The sequence below is a fragment of the Micromonospora humidisoli genome, from assembly GCF_016900955.1.
GTDB classification, from domain to species: Bacteria; Actinomycetota; Actinomycetes; order Mycobacteriales; family Micromonosporaceae; genus Micromonospora; species Micromonospora wenchangensis.
The window spans coordinates 33782-51522 of record NZ_JAFEUO010000001.1; the positions used below are offsets into that span (position 1 = coordinate 33782).

At 74.8% G+C, this 17741-nt stretch carries 16 protein-coding genes; 4 read left to right on the forward strand and 12 right to left on the reverse strand.

Annotated elements, in window-relative coordinates:
* The first annotated feature begins 64 nt into the window (after positions 1 to 64).
* A complete protein-coding gene (locus JQN84_RS00145; protein WP_088643989.1) occupies positions 65 to 442 on the forward strand; it encodes a DUF742 domain-containing protein in 378 nt (125 codons plus the stop codon).
* 1 nt (position 443) lies between these two features.
* On the forward strand, positions 444 to 1037 hold the full coding sequence (locus JQN84_RS00150; RefSeq protein ID WP_088643912.1) for a GTP-binding protein: 594 nt from the start codon (positions 444 to 446) through the stop codon (positions 1035 to 1037).
* 356 nt (positions 1038 to 1393) lie between these two features.
* Here JQN84_RS00150 and JQN84_RS00155 read toward each other — a convergent pair whose 3' ends face one another.
* Positions 1394 to 4033, reverse strand: a complete 2640-nt coding sequence (locus JQN84_RS00155; RefSeq protein ID WP_307820921.1) for a serine/threonine-protein kinase — start codon at positions 4031 to 4033, stop codon at positions 1394 to 1396.
* A 41-nt stretch (positions 4034 to 4074) separates the two neighbouring features.
* Positions 4075 to 5076 carry a SatS C-terminal domain-containing protein gene (locus JQN84_RS00160; RefSeq protein WP_204956388.1) on the reverse strand — a complete coding sequence of 334 codons (1002 nt, stop codon included), beginning with the start codon at positions 5074 to 5076 and terminating at the stop codon, positions 4075 to 4077.
* A 188-nt stretch (positions 5077 to 5264) separates the two neighbouring features.
* Between JQN84_RS00160 and JQN84_RS00165 the strand changes: the two genes are divergently transcribed.
* A complete protein-coding gene (locus JQN84_RS00165) occupies positions 5265 to 5606 on the forward strand; it encodes a PadR family transcriptional regulator (RefSeq protein ID WP_204956389.1) in 342 nt (113 codons plus the stop codon).
* A gap of 44 nt (positions 5607 to 5650) precedes the next feature.
* Here JQN84_RS00165 and JQN84_RS00170 read toward each other — a convergent pair whose 3' ends face one another.
* The 10 genes from JQN84_RS00170 to deoC form a co-directional block, all read right to left on the reverse strand.
* Positions 5651 to 6319 (reverse strand): permease prefix domain 1-containing protein, encoded by a 669-nt coding sequence (locus JQN84_RS00170; protein ID WP_204956390.1) that lies wholly within the window; start codon positions 6317 to 6319, stop codon positions 5651 to 5653.
* A gap of 89 nt (positions 6320 to 6408) precedes the next feature.
* Positions 6409 to 8247 (reverse strand): thiol reductant ABC exporter subunit CydC, encoded by a 1839-nt coding sequence (cydC, locus tag JQN84_RS00175; RefSeq protein WP_204956391.1) that lies wholly within the window; start codon positions 8245 to 8247, stop codon positions 6409 to 6411.
* A complete protein-coding gene (cydD, locus tag JQN84_RS00180; protein WP_204956392.1) occupies positions 8244 to 9929 on the reverse strand; it encodes a thiol reductant ABC exporter subunit CydD in 1686 nt (561 codons plus the stop codon). Before cydD ends, cydC begins: the two co-directional genes overlap by 4 nt.
* Positions 9926 to 10933, reverse strand: coding sequence for a cytochrome d ubiquinol oxidase subunit II (locus JQN84_RS00185; RefSeq protein WP_204956393.1), 1008 nt, complete (start codon positions 10931 to 10933; stop codon positions 9926 to 9928). The genes cydD and JQN84_RS00185 overlap by 4 nt, the downstream gene beginning before the upstream one ends.
* A 12-nt stretch (positions 10934 to 10945) precedes the next feature.
* On the reverse strand, positions 10946 to 12199 hold the full coding sequence (locus JQN84_RS00190; protein WP_204956394.1) for a cytochrome ubiquinol oxidase subunit I: 1254 nt from the start codon (positions 12197 to 12199) through the stop codon (positions 10946 to 10948).
* A gap of 97 nt (positions 12200 to 12296) precedes the next feature.
* On the reverse strand, positions 12297 to 13202 hold the full coding sequence (locus JQN84_RS00195; RefSeq protein WP_204956395.1) for a M56 family metallopeptidase: 906 nt from the start codon (positions 13200 to 13202) through the stop codon (positions 12297 to 12299).
* Positions 13203 to 13212: 10 nt separating this feature from the next.
* Positions 13213 to 13695, reverse strand: coding sequence for a BlaI/MecI/CopY family transcriptional regulator (locus tag JQN84_RS00200; RefSeq protein ID WP_204927437.1), 483 nt, complete (start codon positions 13693 to 13695; stop codon positions 13213 to 13215).
* Positions 13696 to 13748: 53 nt separating this feature from the next.
* On the reverse strand, positions 13749 to 14573 hold the full coding sequence (locus JQN84_RS00205; RefSeq protein WP_204956396.1) for an aldehyde dehydrogenase family protein: 825 nt from the start codon (positions 14571 to 14573) through the stop codon (positions 13749 to 13751).
* The gene (locus JQN84_RS00210; RefSeq protein WP_204957247.1) at positions 14566 to 15990 is read right to left on the reverse strand and encodes an aldehyde dehydrogenase family protein; all 1425 of its coding nucleotides are present in this window, start codon (positions 15988 to 15990) and stop codon (positions 14566 to 14568) included. The genes JQN84_RS00205 and JQN84_RS00210 overlap by 8 nt, the downstream gene beginning before the upstream one ends.
* Positions 15991 to 15995: 5 nt before the next feature.
* The gene (gene deoC / locus JQN84_RS00215; protein WP_204956397.1) at positions 15996 to 16955 is read right to left on the reverse strand and encodes a deoxyribose-phosphate aldolase; all 960 of its coding nucleotides are present in this window, start codon (positions 16953 to 16955) and stop codon (positions 15996 to 15998) included.
* 150 nt (positions 16956 to 17105) lie between these two features.
* On the opposite strand from deoC, the gene upp reads away from it, so the two are divergent.
* A complete protein-coding gene (gene upp / locus JQN84_RS00220; protein WP_088643926.1) occupies positions 17106 to 17738 on the forward strand; it encodes a uracil phosphoribosyltransferase in 633 nt (210 codons plus the stop codon).
* Positions 17739 to 17741 lie beyond the last annotated feature (3 nt).

A 17741-nucleotide genomic window follows, 5' to 3' on the forward strand; every position in this document is an offset into this window, starting at 1 on the left:
GACAAGAACGACGGGTTCCACCGGGTGAGAGCCGGTGCCGGGGACGAAGGAGGTGAGCGGCGACATGGTCGATCGTGACGAACCGACAGGTGCGTTGGTCCGGCCGTACGCTGTGACCCGTGGTCGTACCCGTCCCCGGCTCGACATCGCCCTGGAGGCGCTCGTCGAGACGACGGTGCGCGGTCGCGCTGCTGCCGGTGGCAACGGCGGTCAGGGCCGGGAGCACCAGTACATCGCCGCGCTGTGTGACGGACGTGTGCAGTCGCTCGCCGAGATCGCGGCGCGGATGCAGCTTCCGCTCGGCGTGGCCCGGGTGCTCATCGCCGACATGGCGACGGACGGCCTGGTCGCGGTCCACGAGCCGACCATCTTGGACGACTCGGATGACGCGGTGGGCACTGAACTGCTGGAGAGGGTGCTGAGTGGACTTCGCAGGCTCTGACATGTCGCAGCGGCCGCCTGCCCCGAACGGGCGCGTGACGTCGGCGAAGATCGTTATCGCCGGTGGGTTCGGCGTCGGCAAGACGACGCTGGTCGGCTCGGTCTCGGAGATCACGCCGCTGACCACCGAGGCCATCATGACCTCCGCCGGCGTGGGCGTCGACGACACCCGGCAGGTGCCGGGCAAGACGACGACCACGGTGGCGATGGACTTCGGTCGAATCTCGATCGACCGGGATCTGATCCTGTACCTGTTCGGAACCCCGGGCCAGACACGCTTCTGGTTCATGTGGGACGAACTGGTCCGGGGCGCCATCGGTGCCGTGGTGCTGGTCGACACCCGCCGGTTGGCCGACTGCTTCGCCGCCATCGACTTCTTCGAGCACCGGCGGCTGCCGTACCTGGTGGCCATCAACTGCTTCGACGGGATGCAGTACCACGACCCGCAGGACGTCCGGGACGCGTTGGCGATCTCGACCGACGTGCCGGTGGTGGCCTGCGACGCCCGGAACCGGGAGTCGACCAAGCACGTGCTGATCTCGCTGGTCGAGTACGTGCTGACCATGCGTCGGTCGCGCGCGGTCGCGCCGGCCTGACCGACTCCGTACGCGCCCGGTGGCGGCTCCGGCCGCGACCGGGCGCGTACGCATTTCCCGCCCCGGTACGCCGGGAGCCGGCTCCCGCCGCCGCTCCTTCGCCCCAGTCGGTCCGGCGGCCCACCCGTCACGGGAGGCACGTCCCCGGCGGTCGTGTCCGCATGGCATGGAGATGCCTGTGGCCCGGCCCGCAGAGAGGTCTGGCCTCCCAGCCGGTACGCCGGCTCTGTGGGCCGCTGGGCGGGCGGACGGCCTGAGAGAGGGTTCCGCGGGACAGGGCGGCTGCGGTTAGGCCCGTACGACGTCGCTGGCCCGACCGGATGCACCGGTCGGGCCAGCGGTGAGCCGTCAGAGGGTCAGGAGCGGTAGCCGGCGGAGCGGAACTCGTACTCCCGGTCGTCTTCCCGCTCGGTCGGGTCCCGGCTGAAGTCCCAGCCGCCGGCCGCCTCCCGGCCGGGCCGACCGCCGACGGCGAAACCGCCGATCTCCTGGCCGCGACGCCAACCGCGGAAGTAGCCGGTGGTGTTCTCGGCGAGGCTCGCCGCGTCCCGGACGATCCGCAGCGGACGCTCCTCGCGCAGCGGGGAACCGGGCACCAGGTTGGCCTGCGGGACCCGCTTGGGTAGCCCGGCGGAGGTCTCCGCGCCCACGGCTGGCTGCGCCACCTTCTCGGCGGCCTGCCAACCGGTGTCCGCGGTGGACGACCACTCCAGGTCGCTCTCGTCGCCGTGCCCGACGAACCACGCCGACTTGGCCTGAGCGAAGATCAGCAGGTCGCCGTCGCCCTCGTCGGAGACCGGCGGCGGCCGGTGCTCCATCGGCGCGGGACGGCGCTCGACAGGTTCCGGCCGCCGTTCCAGGCCCGGCCGCTCGCCGCGTGCCGGCGACCGGTCGAGCCGGTCGGGGCGGTCGGCCCGGTCGAGTCGTTCCGGCCGCTCGATCCGGTCGAGCCGCTCGGCCCGGTCGAGCCGCTCGGCCCGGTCGAGTCGTTCGGGGCGGTCCAGCCGTTCGGGGCGGTCCAGTCGACCCGGCCGCTCGGCCCGGGTGGGGCGGTCCACCTGCTCCACCCGGTCGGCCCGGTGGGGTCGCCCGGCCCGGCCGGCCTCGTCCCGGTCGACCAGCCGCAGCGGCGGGGTGTCCAGGTGCGGGTCGGCGGGGGCGTTGTCCAGCCCGTCCCGCAGGGCCCGGTCGGCCAGCGGCGGCGGCTCCACCAGCCGCAGCATCGGCGGTTCCTGGGGCAGGTCGTCGGCGAGCCACGGGGGGGTGATCCGGCGTCCGGCACCCGCGTCGGTGGGGGCGGCGGCCGGCCGGCCGGCCCGCTCGCCGTACGCCGGCACCACCGGATTGTTGGCGGAGCTGTCGGCCGGGTCCTCCGGGTTGTTGACCAGCGGCCAGTTCGCCCGCGACCCGGGCGGGGCGGTGGGCTGCTCCGGCTCGGGCCGGCCGACCGGCACCGGGACGTTCAGGTCGGTGGCGCTGAATCCGCCGGTGGGGGTGGAGAGCGCGCCGGTGGTCTTCGGCCGGGGCGGGATCACGGTGCGCTGCCGCTCGGCGCGGGCGTTGTTGATCGCGGCGGTGGTCAGCGTCGGCCGGAACGGCTCGCCGGCCTCGGCGGGGGGCACGGTGCCGCGCTGCGCCGGAGCGATCGGGGTGATCCCCGGCGGGGGCGGCGGCGGTGCCGAGACCGGCCGGTTCGTCGGGGCGTCCATTCCGCGCCGGATCGGCGGGATCATGGTGGTCGGCGCTTCCGACGCGCGACGGGCCGCGGGCATCCCCGGGTCGGTACGCGCGGGCGGCACCGAGGTCGGCAGGCTGGCGGCGGCCGGGGTGACCGGGGCCGGTGCCACCGGCGGCGGGGTGACCGGGGCGGGTGCCACCGGCGGCGGGCCGAGCGGGCGGGGTGCGGCAGGCATGCCACTGCCGGGGACCGGCTCGGGGCGGCTACGACGACCTGTCGGTACCGGCGGTGCCGGCTCGGCGGGCCGGACCGCACGCAGCCCGGGGCCGGTGCCGCTGATTCCGGTCAGCTCGGCGACCTGCTCGCCGCGACGGGCGGCGGCGCGGCGACCGGGCAGCGGGTTCGGCGCGCTGACCCGGGTGGCGAGCGCGCCCACCAGGGCCTCGCAGCCGGCGTCGCAGGCGCGTACCGCGGCCACCGACTGCCGGACGGTCTCGGCGACGGCGGAGGTGAGCGCCCGGTTGACGGTGGCCCGGCGCGGGGTTTCGGAGACGGCCACCCGCAGCGCGGTGACCGCCGCTTCAATCTCCCCGGCCTCGGCGAGCCCGTCGGCGGTGAGCCGTGCGGTGACCGCCTCGGCGGCCACCGACATGTCCCGGCCCCGCGCCGAGGTGCCGGTGAGCATGTTCGGCTCGGGCAACGCGTCGAGGACGGCCAGGGCCACCGGCTCGGCCGGGTCGGGGTAGGCCCGCAGGGCCGCCGGGTAGAGCTCGCGGAGCACCTCGCGCAGCGCCACGGCCGCGGAGTGCCGGCCGCTGGACAGGGCGGCGTGGGCGGCGAGGACCTGCTTGAAACCGGCCAGGTCCCGGGGTGCCGGCAGGGTGACCGCGGAGAGCGCACCGGCCTGGAGGGCACGGGCCAGGCCCACCGCCCGCCGCTCGGCCGGCGCGGACTGCATCTCCTCCAGGGAGTCGTCGTCGGCGAACCGCTCGGCGAAATCGTCGACCGAGTCGTCGTCGGCTATCGCGAGTGGACGGCCGGCCGCGCTCAGCAGTGAGGTGACCGCGTGGTCGTCGCTGTCCGCGGCGATCGCCACGCCACTCGGCCCGCCCGACCGCTCCACGAACAGCGTGACGAGCCTGGCGTAGCCGGCCGCGTCGTCACTGACCTCGTAGACATGCAGCAGACGGCCTGCGTCGTCGACCACGGCGGACGTCAGCGTCGATCCGGCCGCGGCCGGCCGGTCGGCCGGATCTGCCGAGGCCAGACCGCAGTACACGCGCACGAGCGCCAAGGCGTCGTCCTCCTCCCGGGACACCGGTCTATTCACTGCCAGCCACTGATGCTCCCCGCTCGGGGTCAGTCGCGCCAGTCCACGACGGCAGAGATCTTGCCGACAATGGTGCGCCATCCCAAGCTTGCGGTCTGGGCCCCGATTTTTTTCAGCCGCCTACGGCCGAGAAAACCACCGACTCCGCCGTTGACAGAAGCGCGCAGGGCCTCATCGAGGTCGTCCAGGCTGGAACCGGCCGAGAGCATGTCCAGTACGGCGGGCAGCCGCAGCGCGTACGACAGGTCGCGGGCGACCTCGCCGGCCTCGATGAGCAGGGTCGGGTCCCACGTGTCGTGCCCGCCGCGCAGGTTCTCCACGACCAGGTCGAGCTCGTAGGTGTCCTCGTCGCGCGGGGCGATGTCGGCGGGCTCCACCCGTTCGGACAGTTCATTCCAACCGTCCAGTTGGGACATGTCGTTGGGCGCGCCGGAGCGGACGAAGCTGACCAACGACTCGGGCGTCTTGAACAGCAGCAGCCGGCCCTTGTGGCTCAGGAAGACCGGCACCTCCTCGTCGCCCTCGGCGTCGGCTTCGTCGTCGCCGCCGTCGGTGTCCGTGTCGTCGTCGGCGGCGTCCGCGTCGACGGTGTCCGGGTCGGCGTCAGCGTCGTCGGTGTCGCGCTTGCGGTCGGACCGCTTGCCGTCGCCCCCGGCCTTGGCGTCCGCTTCGTCGTCCTCGGCCGTGAGCGCGGCGAACTCCTCGTCGAGGATGATCACCTCGTCGTCGTCCTCGGCCTCGACGACCTGACGCCGGGCCAGGAAGGGGTCGTCCTCGTCGCGCTCGACGACGTCCGTCGGGGTCAGCTCACGCGCCGGCCGGTACGCCCGGAGCGTGAAGCCGGTGCCGGCGGGCAGGGCGATCTCGACCGGATCGATGTTCAGCTCGTCCCAGAGCGAGCGGTCGACCGGGCCGGGCTCCACGTCGGGCTCGGCCGGCCCATCGGTGTCGTCGAGCTCGGGTTCGTCGGCGTCGGGCCGTTGGGGCGACTGGCGGGCCACGCTGACCTCCGTGTGCGTCGGTTTGCCCACCCGACGGCCTCGCGGTCGCCGAGTGACTCTGGGCACATACCCTAATGGGCGTCCCTGCGTCGGCGGACCCCGCACCCCGACGACGCCGTGAACCCGCACCTCGGCGGCCCTGCGCACCAGCACCTCGACGGCGTCGCGAGCCGGGTGGTGCTGGCGGTCCGGCGGGCCGACAAGTAGCGTGACTACACATGAAGGCTCAGGCGCTGCACGGCCATCTCGACGCCCTGCTCCTGGCCGTGCTGGAGCAGGGGGAACTGCACGGCTACGCCGTCATCGAGGCCCTGCGCGCCCGCAGTGACGGGCAGCTCGACCTGCCGACGGGCACCATCTACCCGGCGCTGCGTCGGCTGGAGCGGGCGGGCCACGTGGCCAGCTCGTGGAGCACCGTCAACGGTCGGGAGCGGCGCACCTACCGGCTCACCGACTCCGGCCGGACGTCGCTGGCCGGCGAACGGGCCGGCTGGCGCGAGTTCAGCGCGACCGTCGGCCGGTTCCTCGACCCCGCCACCCCACCCGCCGCACCGGCCTGACCCCGCCCCGGCCGGACGGCCCTGGCCCTGGCCCGGGTGCGGGGTCAGCGGGCGGCCACCAGCCACAGCCGGGTGGCCCGGAAGAGCGTGAAGTAGGCGGATCCGGCCAGCACCGACCCGATGATCATCGGCGGCCAGGTCAGGGCGGCGTCCCACAGCCCGACGGACCAGGCGAACAGCGCCACCCCGGCGACCGCACCGACGACCAGCGCGCCGGCCAGCCCCAACCCGAGCAGCCGCTCGACAGGCGGGTCGGTCCGGCCCCGCCGGGCCGCCCAGCGCCCGCCCACCAGGGCCGCCAGCGCCAACCCGGCCACGACCAGCCAGATCCCGTTCATCGAGGCGGCGAGCACCTGGTAGGCCGGCGGCGGTGCCGGCCCGCCGCTCCAACTCGACCCCCGCCAGGTCAGGTCGCCGCCGAGGGTCAGCACCACGGCGATCAGCAGCGCCCGCCGGGACAGCCCGCGCAACGCCCCGGCGGCCAGTTCCGCCTGGTACGCCGGGGCCAGCTCGGCCGGCGTCCCGAAATCGGCCACGGCCCGCCGCTCGGCCTCCCGCGCCGGCAGACCCCGCTCCCGGTACGCCTCGGTGGCGTCGTCCAGCGCGTCCCGTACCTCGTGGAGCAGTTCGGTCCGCAGCCGTGCCGGACCCCGCAGCCGGGACCCCAGATCCCGTAGCCGCTCGTCGATCCCCGTCCCGTCGCAGGCACGCATGACACCACCCTGTCACGCGCCGGTACGCCCGCGCGTCGGGGAGATCCCCGGACCCGCGCTCCGGGCCGGCCGGCGACCGTCGTGCCGGATCAGGGCGTCAGGGCCAGGTAACCGCGCTCGGCGGCCGTCTGGAGCAGCCACTGCTCCCGGTACCAGCCGGGGGTGGCGACCAGGTCGGTGTGCCGTCCCCGCTGGACGATCCGCCCGGCGTCGAGCACCACGATCTCGTCCAGCCCGGCCAGGCCGCTGAGCCGGTGGCTGATCACCAGCACCGAGCGCCCGGCGGGGGTGGCCGCCAGCGTCCCGGCCAGCACCGCGTCGGCGGCGACCGGGTCGAGCCCCTCGGTCGGCTCGTCCAGCACCAGGACGCCGGGCGCGGCGAGCAGGGCCCGGGCCAGCGCGAGCCGCTGCCGCTGCCCACCGGAGAGCTGTCCGCCCTCCTCGCCGACCACGGTGTCCCAGCCGTCCGGCTGCTCCCGTACCCAGTCCAGCAGGCCGGCGGCGCGGGTCGCCCCGACCAGTTCCGTCTCGTCCGCGTCCGGCCGGCCGAGCAGCAGGTTCTCGCGGACCGAGGCGTGGAACACGTACGCCTCGGCGAGCAGGCCACCGACCGCCCGGGGCAACGCCTCGGGCGGGTACGTCGAGACGTCCCGGCCGGCGAGGGTGACCCGGCCGGCGTCGGGTCGTACCGCCCCGGTCAGCACGGCGGCCAGGGTGCTCTTGCCCGCGCCGCTCGGCCCGACCACCGCGATCCGGCGTCCGGCGGGCAGGTCGAGGTCGAACCCGGCCAGCGCGGGCGCGGCTCCCTGCCGGTACCGGACGACGACCCCCTCGAACCGCACGTCGGACCCCGTCGTGGTCGCGTCCACCGGGACACCGTCCGCCGCGTCGGTGCCGGGTTCCGGGGTCGGCTGCTGCCGACCAGGCCCGGCCCCGGGGTCACCGTCGGGGGCGTCGTCGAGCAGGGCGGCCACCCGGGCCAGGCCGGCGCGGAGTTGGGTGTGCTGGCGTGCCGCGCCGACCAGCGCCAACGCGATCTCCACCGCGGCGAGGGTGCCGACAGCGAGCACCCCGACCAGCACCCCGGCCACGTCGGCCCGGAGCGCGGCGAGCACCACCCCGGCGGCGGTCAGCCCGGCCACCAGCACCCCGGCCGCGTCCACCGCGAACCCGGTCGCGGCGAGCCGGCGTTCCAGCCGGGCCAACCGGTCGGCGCGCCGGGTCGCGGCCCGTAGCGCCTGCCCGGTGGCCCCGAAGGCGGCCAGGTCGGCGGCACCGTGGGTGAGGTCGACGGCATCGGTGGCGAGCGCGCCGCGCAGCGGCGCGACCTCGTCGGCGGCCCGGCGGGTCAGCGCGGTGGCCAGCACCGGCAGCGCCACCCCGGCGACCAGCAACCCGACCGCGAGCACCCCGGCGGCGGGCAGCGAGACCAGCGCGGCCCCGCCGACGGCCAGTACCCCGACCAGGGCGGCCGCCGCCCCGGGCACGAGTACCCGCAGCAGCAGGTCCTGGACCGCCTCGACGTCGGAGACCAGCCGGCTCAGGGCGTCCCCGCTGCGCTGGCCGGTGGGCCCGGAACGGGCGGCGAGGCTGGCGAAGACGCGGGCCCGGACGTCGGTGATCAAGCGGAGCACGGCGTCGTGACCGGCGAGCCGTTCGGTGTAGCGCAGCACGCCCCGGCTGACGGCCAGTGCCCGGACGGCGACGATGGCGACGGTGAGCCGGTCCAGCGGTGGCTGGCCGGCGGCGCTCATCAGCAGCCAGGTGGCGGTGGCCATCAGGGCCAGGCCGGCGAGTTCGGTGGCCGACGCGAGCAGCCCGGCCCCGACCAGCCGGCCCAGGTACGGTCGGGCCAGCCGCAGCACCACCCGCTCGGGTCTGGTGCCCGGCGGCGGGCCTCCCGCGCCGGGGGGAGGGACGGTGCTCATCGGCCGGCCTCCGCGGTCGGGGTCAGCTCGGTGACCCGGCCGGCGTCGACGTGCAGCACCCGGTCGGCGTCGGCCAGCAGGGCCGGCCGGTGCGCCACCAGCAGGGCGGTACGCCCGGCGACCAGCCGCCGGGTGGCGTCCAGGACGGTCGTCTCGCTCGCCGTGTCCAGCCGGGCGGTCGGCTCGTCGAGCAGCACCAGCGGGGCGTCCCGGAGGAAGGCACGGGCCAGGGCGACCCGCTGCCGCTGGCCGCTGGACAGCCCGTGGCCGCGCTCGCCGAGCAGGGTGCCCAGCCCGTCGGGCAGGGCGGTCACCACCTCGTCCAGCGCGGCGTCGGTGACCGCGCGGGCCAGGTCGGCGTCGGGGGTGTCGGGTGCACCGAGCCGGATGTTGTCGGCGAGCGTGGCGGCGAACAGGTGGGCCCGCTGCGGCACCCAGGCGATCTGCCGACGCCAGTCGTCGGGGTCGACGTCGGCCAGGTCGACCCCGGCCACGGTGATCCGGCCGGCGGTCGGGGTGACGAAGCCGAGCAGCAGGCCGAGCAGGGTGCTCTTGCCGGCACCGCTCGGCCCGACGACGGCGATCCGTTCGCCGGGCCTGATGGTGAGCGTGACGTCCCGCAGTGCGGTGGTCCGCTCGTAGGCGACGGTGACACCGGAGAAGACGATCTCGCCGTCGCCGGCCGGCGTCCGGGCGGGTCCGGCGGTTGCCGGGGCACCCTCTGCCGCGTCGGCGGGTACGGCGGAGACGGTCAGTGCCTCGTCCAGCGCCGTCAGCCCCTCCATGCTGGCGTGGAACCGGCTGCCGGCGGCCCGCAACGGCAGGTACGCCTCCGGGGTGAGCAGCAGCACCAGCAGCGCGGTGGCGAGGGTGATGCCGCCGTCGAGCAGCCGGATGCCGACCGGCACCGCGACCAGCGCCACCGACAGGGTGGCGACCAGTTCCAGCACCAGCGCGGAGAGGAAGGCGATCCGCAGGGTCTTCATGGTGGCGATCCGGTGTCCGTCGGCCATCCGGCGGACCACCCCGGTCTGGATCCGGGCCCGGCCGAACGCGCGCAGGGTGGGCAGCCCGGCCACCATGTCGAGGAAGTGCCCGCCGAGCATCGACAGCCGCCGCCACTGCCGTTCGGTGGCGGCCTGCGCCTGCCAGCCGAGCAGCGCGCCGAAGACCGGGATCAGCGGGAGGGTCAACACGATGATCAGCGCCGAACTCCAGTCGGCGAAGACCAGCCGGGCGAGCACGGCGGCGGGCACGGTGACGCTGAGCACGAGTTGGGGAAGGTAGCCGGTGAAGTAGGCGTCCAGGGCGTCGAGGCCGCGCCCGGTGAGGGTGGCGACCTGTCCGGCCCGCTGGCCGGCGACCCAGCCGGGCCCGTGCCGGCCGACGGCGGCCAGCAGGTCGGCGCGGAGGGTGGCCTTCACGGTGGCGGCGGCCCGCGCGGCGACGGTGCCCTGCCCCCAGGTGACCAGGGCCCGGCCGCCGACGGCAGCGACGAAGCCGGCCAGCGCGCCGGTGTCCAGCCGGCCGTCGATGCCGGCGGCGAGCACCGTGGCCAGGGCGGTGGCCTGCGCGACGACCAGCAGCGCGGTGAGCCCGCCGAGGGCGGCGAGCACGGCGAGGTCGCGCCGGGCCGCGGGGACCCGGCGCAGCAGACGCGGGTCGAAGGGACGGCGGTTCACCAGTACACCGGTGCCCTGCCGTCGGTCCGTCCCCGGAACACCCACCAGCACATTGCCTGGAAGCCTAGTAGGGCCGGCAGGAGGGGCGGCAGCAGCCAGCCCAGCAGCTGCAACGTGGGCCCGCTGGCCGCCGCGTCGGTGACGGTCACGGTGGCCGCCGGGTCGACCGTGGAGACCAGCACGGCCGGCCAGCGGGCCACCCCGACGAGGGCCACCGGTAGCGCCAGGGCCGCGCCGGTGGCGACGAGGGCCACCCCGGGCCGACCGCGGCGCAGCGCCGCGCGGGCCGCCAGCAGCGCCCCGACCAGCGCCACCACCAGCAGTACGGCGGGCAGCGGCTGGCGGGTCGCCGCGCGTACCCGGTCGGAGAGCAGGCCCAGCGCGGTGGCCGTGGCGACCGCGGCGAGCGCCCCGACGAGCAGCCGACGGGCCAGCCGGGCGGTGGCCGGGGCGTCGGCGGCCGGCAGGCGCAGGGTGAGGAACGTCGCACCGTGCGCGGCGGCCAGGGTGAGCAGGGCGAGCCCGGTGGCGGCGACGAACGGGGTGGCCAGGTGGGTCTGCCCGGTGACGTGGCCGGTGGCGTCGATCGGCAGGCCCTGGAGCAGCCCGGCGAGCAGGGCGCCCCAGCCGAAGGCGGCCAGCGCGCTGCCGGCCACGATCACCCGGTCCCCGCCGCGGCGGGCGGCCGGGCCGGTCGGCCGGCTGCGGAGCTGCACCCCGGCGGTGACCAGGATCACCCCGACCAGCGCCCCGGCCACGGCGGGGTAGTGGCCGGACAGGAGTTCGCCCTCCAGGGTGGGGAACGCGCCGAAGAGGATGCCGACGGCGGCCACCAGCCACACCTCGTTGCCGAGGAAGAACGGGCCGAGCGCGGTGAGTCGGGCGCGGTGGGCGGCCGGGGTGTCGCGCCGGGCGAGCAGCAGCCCCACTCCGTAGTCGTAGCCGGCGAGGACGAGGTAGCCGGCGAAGAAGAAGCCGAGCAGGGCGTACCAGAGCAGGGGCATCGGGGGGTCCTCTCAGGCGAGGGCGGGGACGGGCCGGGAGCGGTCGTCGTCGGGTGTGCCGGGCGGGCGGCCGAGGGCCGGGTCGACGGCGCCCCGGGCGGCGTGCCGGGCGAGCAGCGTCCAGTTGGTGACGGCGAGCGCGCCGAGCAGCAGGCTGAACCCGATCAGCGAGGCGAGCATCAGGCCCGGGTCGACCCGGGAGACGGCCTGGTCGGTGGGGAGCAGCCCGTACGCGGCCCAGGGTTGGCGGCCGACCTCCCGGGCGAGCCAGCCGAGGATCACCGCGACGAACGGCAGCGGCAGGGCGAGCAGGACGAGCCAGAGCGGGAAGCGCAGCCGGATCACCAGGTCCCGCCAGAGCAGCGGCAGCAGCAGCCACACGCAGCCCAGGGTGAACCCGATCAGGATCATGAAGCCGAGCCCGACGTTGGACAGCGCCGGTGGGGTGTAGTCACCGGGGCCGAACCGGGTGGTCCACTCGGCGATCCGGGCGTCGGCGGTCGGGCCGGTGTCGAACTTGGTGGGTTGCAGCTCGCCGACCGGCCCGAACTGGGCGAAGCCGAAGCCCTGCACCAGGCTGACCGACAGGGCGGCGGTGACCAGCCCGATCCGCAGCGCGGTGCGGTGCAGGGCGACGTCGGCGGTCCGCCGGATCAGGTGCCAGGCGCTGACGGAGGCCATCAGCATGCCGCCGGTGAGCAGGCTGGCGGCGATCACGTGGCCCAGCGCCATGCCGAGGGTGGGGTTGGTGAGCAGGGCCCCGATGTCGGTCAGGTGGGCCACCCCGTCGTCGACCCGGTAGCCGACCGGGTGCTGGAGCCAGGCGTTCGCCACCATGATCCAGAAGGCCGAGGCGTACGCGGTGAGCGCGACCCCCCAGAGCAGCGCCAGGTGGACGCCGCGCCGCAGCCGCTGCCAGCCGAAGATCCACATGCCGAGGAACGTCGACTCCAGGAAGAACGCCACGAGCGTCTCGATCGCCAGTGGGGCCCCGAAGACGTTGCCGACGTAGCGCGACAGCCCACTCCAGTTCAGCCCGAACTGGAACTCCATCACGATGCCGCTGGCGATGCCGAGCACGTAGTTGATCACGTAGAGCTGGCCCCAGAACCGGGTCAGCCGTTCCCACTTCGGGTCCCCGGTCAGCGCCCAGGTGGTCTGGAGGCCGACCAGCAGGGTGACCAGGCCGAGGGTGACCGCCACGAAGAGGAAGTGGATCGAGGTGGTGGTGGCGAACTGGAGGCGTGCGAGGAGCAGGGTGTCCATGGACCTCTCCAGAGGTAGTCCCGCTTGTCGTAGCGATGCTACACGTAGCCTGACTACCTATAGGCGCGCGTGGCACCGCCGGCCGACGCGGGCGGCGTCAGCTCAGGAACAGCGAGATCGGCAGGGCGGCCAGGGTGGTCGTCACCGCCAGCGCGGCGGCCCCGAGCAGCCGGGGCGGCCGGTCGGCGACCAGCAGCCGTTGCACCCGGACGTCGAGGTCCCGGTCACCGAGACCGAGCGTGCCGGCGGGGGTGATCCGGTGCCCGGCGGCGGCGAACCGGCGCAGCGCCCCCGCCAGCGGCGCCTCGGCGTGCAGCGCGCGGGCCTTGTCGTCGGCCCGCATCTCGACCAGCAGGGCGACCCGCTCGTGGGCGGCGCCGACCCAGCGGAACCACGGCAGCGCCCGGCGCAGCGCGGTGAACGGCAACAGCACCAGGTCGTGCCGCTCCTGCGCGTGCGCCCGCTCGTGGGCGAGCACCGCCGCCAACTCGGCCCGGTCCAGCAGGCTGAGGGTGCCGGCGCTGACCACCACCCGGGGCCGCACCCCGGGCAGGCAGTACGCGGCGGCACCGGGATGGTCGAGCACCAGCGCGCCGGGGATCGCCGGGTCCCGGCGGGCCACCAGGGTGAGCAGGTCCCGGTGCCGGCGCTGGGCCCGCACCGTGGAGTACACGCTGCGGACGGTGGTGCCGAGCAGCACCGCGCCGATGCCGAAACCCACCCCCACCAGACCCAGGTGGACGGCGGTCACCCCGGCCGGCAGCGTGCCGTGGGCCAGGTCGTCGGCGAGGGCCAGCAGCGCCCCGCCGGTCGGCCGGTCGTACGCGGTCAGCCCCAACGCCATCGGCAGGCCCATCGCGGACAGGCCGAGCGCCAGCCCGACCGCCTGCCAGCAGACGATCGCGACCCGGGGGGCCCGCCACGTCCAGGTGGCGCGGGCCAGCACCTGGGCGGTCAGCCAGCAGGCCAGGACCGCCCCGGCGAAGTGCACGGCGTACGCCACGGCGGTCGCCCTACCGGTCCGTGGCCTCGTCGACGGCCCTGGCCCGGCCGGCGCGCGGGTCACCGACCCGGTCGGTCAGCCCGGCCCCGGTCGACCCGGCGTCGGGTCCGGCCGGTGCGGGGTCGGTCAGCCCCGCCTCCGCGCCGAGCGCCGCCCGCAGCACCTCGGCCTCGGTGCCGGTCACCGAGCGGGCGAACCGCACCAGTGCGGCGTCCCGGCTGCCACCGAGGTCGAGGGCGTCGAGCATGAGCTGGGCGATGTGCGCCTCGCGGCTGGCGGCGGCCCGGTAACGCCAGGCCCGCCCCTCGCGTTCGCGCTGCACCATGCCCTTGCCGGCGAGCCGGTCCAGCACGGTCATCACCGTCGTGTACGCCAACTCGCGCCCGTCCAGCGCCTCGGCGACCTCGCGTACGGTCACCCCGTCCGACGTGCCCGGGACCCCGTCCCAGAGCACGTCCATCACCGCCCGCTCAAGATCGCCCAACCGAGTCACCAGGTAATCCTACCCCCGGTAGTAGAACCCCTCCGGGGGCAGGACACCCGTGATCACACCCCCTTGGGGTGCCAGACCGTCTTCGTCTCCAGCAGCGCGGTCATCCGGCCCAGACCCGGGTCGCCCGTCCAGTCGTGGTCGGCCGGGACCGGCCGGAGCACCCGCTTGAGGTTCTCCGCCGCCCCGGCCTCCAGGTCGGTCGCCAGTTCGGCATCGGCCACCCCGGCCAGGTCGATCGCGTTGACGTCCAGGTGCGCGGCCAATGTCGGCGCGGTCTCGGTGATCCGGCCGGTGAGCAGGTTGACCACCCCGCCGGGCAGGTCCGAGGTGGCCAGCACTTCGGCCAGGGTCACCGCCGCAAGCGGTGCCGCCGGGGAGGCCGCCACCACCACCGTGTTGCCGGTGACGATGGCCGGGGCGATCACGCTGACCAGGCCGAGCAGTGCCGGGGCCTCGGGGGCCACCACGGCCACCACCCCGGTCGGCTCGGGCGCGGACAGGTTGAAGTACGGCCCGGCGACCGGGTTCGCGCCGCCGTACACCTGGGGGAGCTTGTCGGCCCAGCCGGCGTACCAGACCCAGCGGTCGACCGCCGCGTCCACCTCGTCGGCCGGCACGCCGAGCGCGACGAACTGTTCGCGGCGGCCCTCCAGCATCTCGGCCACCCGGTAGAGGATCTGACCCCGGTTGTACGCGGTCGCGCCGGCCCAGCCCTTCACGGCGGCGCGGGCGGCGACCACGGCGTCCCGCGCGTCCTTGCGGGAGGCCAGTGACACGTTCGAGTCCTGCACGAGATACGACCGTCCCGACTCGCTGCGCGGGAACTTCCCGCCGATGAAGAGCTTGTACGTCTTGCGTACCGCGACCCGCTCAGACATTGAGGTACGCCTCCAGCCCGTGCCGGCCACCCTCGCGGCCGTAACCCGACTCCTTGTAGCCGCCGAACGGCGAGGTCGGGTCGAACTTGTTGAACGTGTTGGCCCAGACCACCCCGGCGCGCAGCCGGTCGGCCGTCCACAGGATGCGCGAGCCCTTGTCGGTCCAGATCCCCGCCGACAGCCCGTACGGCGTGTTGTTGGCCTTCTCCACGGCCTCGGCCGGGGTGCGGAAGGTCAGCACGGACAGCACCGGGCCGAAGATCTCCTCGCGGGCGACCCGGTGGGCCTGGGTGACCCCGGTGAAAATGGTCGGCGCGAACCAGAACCCCCGGTCGGGCAGCTCGCACGGCGGCGACCACCGCTCGGCACCCTCGGCGGCTCCGGCGTCGGACAGCTCCCGGATGCGGGTGAGTTGGGCGGCCGAGTTGATCGCCCCGACGTCGGTGTTCTTGTCCAGCGGGTCACCGACGCGCAGCAGCGCCATCCGCCGCTTGAGCGCGTCGAGCACCTGCTCGGCGACGTTCTCCTGGACCAGCAGCCGGGAACCGGCGCAGCAGACGTGACCCTGGTTGAAGAAGATGCCGTTGACGATCCCCTCGACGGCCTGGTCGATCGGCGCGTCGTCGTAGACGATGTTGGCGGCCTTGCCGCCCAGCTCCAGGGTGACCTTCTTGCCGGTGCCGGCCACCGACCGGGCGATGGCCTTGCCGACCTCCGTGGAGCCGGTGAACGCGACCTTGTCCACGCCCGGGTGCTCCACCAGCGCCCGGCCGGTGTCGCCCGCGCCGGTGACGATGTTGACCACGCCGGCCGGCAGGTCGGCCTGCTGGCAGATCTCGGCGAACAGCAGCGCGGTCAGCGGGGTGGTCTCGGCGGGCTTGAGCACCACCGTGTTGCCGGCGGCGAGCGCCGGGGCGACCTTCCAGGCCAGCATGAGCAGCGGGAAGTTCCACGGAATGACCTGCGCGGCCACCCCGAGCGGTCGCGGGTCCGCCCCGAATCCGGCGTACGGCAGCTTGTCGGCCCAACCGGCGTAGTAGAAGAAGTGCGCGGCGACCAGCGGCAGGTCGACGTCCCGGGACTCCCGGATCGGCTTGCCGTTGTCCAGCGACTCCAGCACCGCCAGCTCGCGGGAACGTTCCTGGATGAGCCGGGCGATCCGGTACAGGTACTTGGCCCGGTCCCGGCCCGGCATCGGACCCCACACCGTGTCGTACGCCGTGCGGGCGGCGCGGACCGCCCGGTCGACGTCCCGGGTGCCGGCCCAGGTGACCTCGGCGAGCACCTCCTCGGTGGCCGGGTTGACCGTCTTGTCGAGGTGCTCGCCGTCGACGAACTCGCCGTCGATGAACAGCCCGTAGGACGACCTGATGTCGACGATCGCGCGCGACTCGGGCGCAGGGGCGTATTCGAACATCATGCTCAGTCCAGGGTGAAGTAGTCGGGACCGGAGTAGGTGCCGGTCGTCAGCTTGGTGCGCTGCATGAGCAGGTCGTTGAGCAGGCTGGACGCGCCGAACCGGAACCAGTCCGGGTCGAGCCAGTCGCCGCCGACGGTCTCGTTGACCATGACCAGGTACTTGATCGCGTCCTTGGTGTTCTTGATCCCGCCGGCCGGCTTGACGCCTACCTGCCGCCCGGTGGCGGCCCGGAAGTCGCGGACCGCCTCCAGCATCACCAGGGTCACCGGCAGGGTGGCGGCGACCGGGACCTTGCCGGTGGAGGTCTTGATGAAGTCGCCGCCGGCCAGCATCGCCAGCCAGGAGGCCCGCCGGACGTTGTCGTAGGTGGCCAGCTCGCCGGTCTCCAGGATCACCTTGAGGTGGGCGTCCCCGCACGCCTCCTTGGTGGCCACGATCTCGTCGTAGACCTCGGCGTAGCGGCCGGCCAGGAACGCGCCCCGGTTGATCACCATGTCGATCTCGTCGGCCCCGGCGGCGACGGCCGCCCGGGTGTCGGCGAGCTTGACGTCCAGCGGCGCCTGCCCGGACGGGAACGCGGTCGCCACGCTGGCCAGGTGCACGGCGCTGCCGCGCAGCACCTCGGCCACGTGCGGCACCATCGCCGGGTAGACGCAGACCGCGCCGACGTGCGGGCAGGTCGGGTCGGCCGGGTCCGGCCGCAGCGCCTTGGCGGCCAGGGCGCGCACCTTGCCCGGGGTGTCGGCCCCCTCCAGGGTGGTCAGGTCGACCATCCGGATGGCCAGGTCGATCGCCTGCGCCTTGGCGGTGGTCTTGATCGAGCGGGTGCCGAGCTGTGCCGCCCGCTGCTCCGCGCCGACCTGGTCCACCCCGGGCAGGCCGTGCAGGAAGGTCCGCAACGCGGTCTCGGATCGCCCCAGCTCGGACAGGTCCGACCGGGCCGACGTCGTTGTCGCCGTCATGCCCCGAATACTACGCAGCCGCGAGTCGGGTGATCCTGGTCACAGCGCCTCGGGGTGACCGGCCCGACCCGCCGGGCCGGGGGTGAGCGACGTCGCCGCCCGCCGCGCACCCGTACTGCCGGCCGACCGGGACCGGTAGGTTGAGCGATCGTGGACGTACACGTCATTGACCACCCGCTCGCCCAGTCCCGGCTGACCGCCATGCGGGACGCCCGGACCGACTCGTCGTCGTTCCGGGCCGCGCTGCACGAACTCACCACCATGCTGGTGTACGAGGCCGCGCGTACCTTCCCCGTCGAGAAGTACCCGGTGCAGACCCCGGTCACCGGTGCCGAGGGGACCCGGCTGGCGAACCCGCCGCTGCTGGTGCCGGTGCTGCGGGCCGGCCTCGGGATGGCCGACGCGGCGCTCGGGCTGCTGCCGGAGTCGTCGATGGGCTTCGTCGGCCTGGCCCGCGACGAGGAGACGTACGAGCCGCGCGCGTACATGGAGTCGCTGCCCCGGGAACTGGCCGGCCTGCCGGTGCTGGTGCTCGACCCGATGCTGGCCACCGGCGGTTCGCTGGAGCACTGCTGCCGGCTGCTCGCCGACCGGGGCTGCACCGACATCACCGTGCTCTGCGTGCTCGCCGCGCCGGTCGGCATCGCCCGGCTGGAACGGTCGGGGCTGCCGCTGCGGCTGGTCACCGCGTCGATCGACGAGGGGCTGAACGACAACATGTTCATCGTCCCCGGTCTCGGCGACGCCGGTGACCGCCAGTTCGGCGGAATGCCCCGCTTCTGACCG

Coding starts and splice junctions, on each gene's coding strand:
- JQN84_RS00210 (WP_204957247.1), bottom strand. CDS start 15,990: ATGTTCGAATACGCCCCTGCGCCCGAGTCGCGCGCGATCGTCGACATC.
- deoC (WP_204956397.1), bottom strand. CDS start 16,955: ATGACGGCGACAACGACGTCGGCCCGGTCGGACCTGTCCGAGCTGGGG.
- cydC (WP_204956391.1), bottom strand. CDS start 8,247: ATGAGCACCGTCCCTCCCCCCGGCGCGGGAGGCCCGCCGCCGGGCACC.
- JQN84_RS00185 (WP_204956393.1), bottom strand. CDS start 10,933: ATGCCCCTGCTCTGGTACGCCCTGCTCGGCTTCTTCTTCGCCGGCTAC.
- JQN84_RS00145 (WP_088643989.1), top strand. CDS start 65: ATGGTCGATCGTGACGAACCGACAGGTGCGTTGGTCCGGCCGTACGCT.
- JQN84_RS00170 (WP_204956390.1), bottom strand. CDS start 6,319: ATGCGTGCCTGCGACGGGACGGGGATCGACGAGCGGCTACGGGATCTG.
- JQN84_RS00150 (WP_088643912.1), top strand. CDS start 444: ATGTCGCAGCGGCCGCCTGCCCCGAACGGGCGCGTGACGTCGGCGAAG.
- JQN84_RS00205 (WP_204956396.1), bottom strand. CDS start 14,573: ATGTCTGAGCGGGTCGCGGTACGCAAGACGTACAAGCTCTTCATCGGC.
- JQN84_RS00165 (WP_204956389.1), top strand. CDS start 5,265: ATGAAGGCTCAGGCGCTGCACGGCCATCTCGACGCCCTGCTCCTGGCC.
- JQN84_RS00190 (WP_204956394.1), bottom strand. CDS start 12,199: ATGGACACCCTGCTCCTCGCACGCCTCCAGTTCGCCACCACCACCTCG.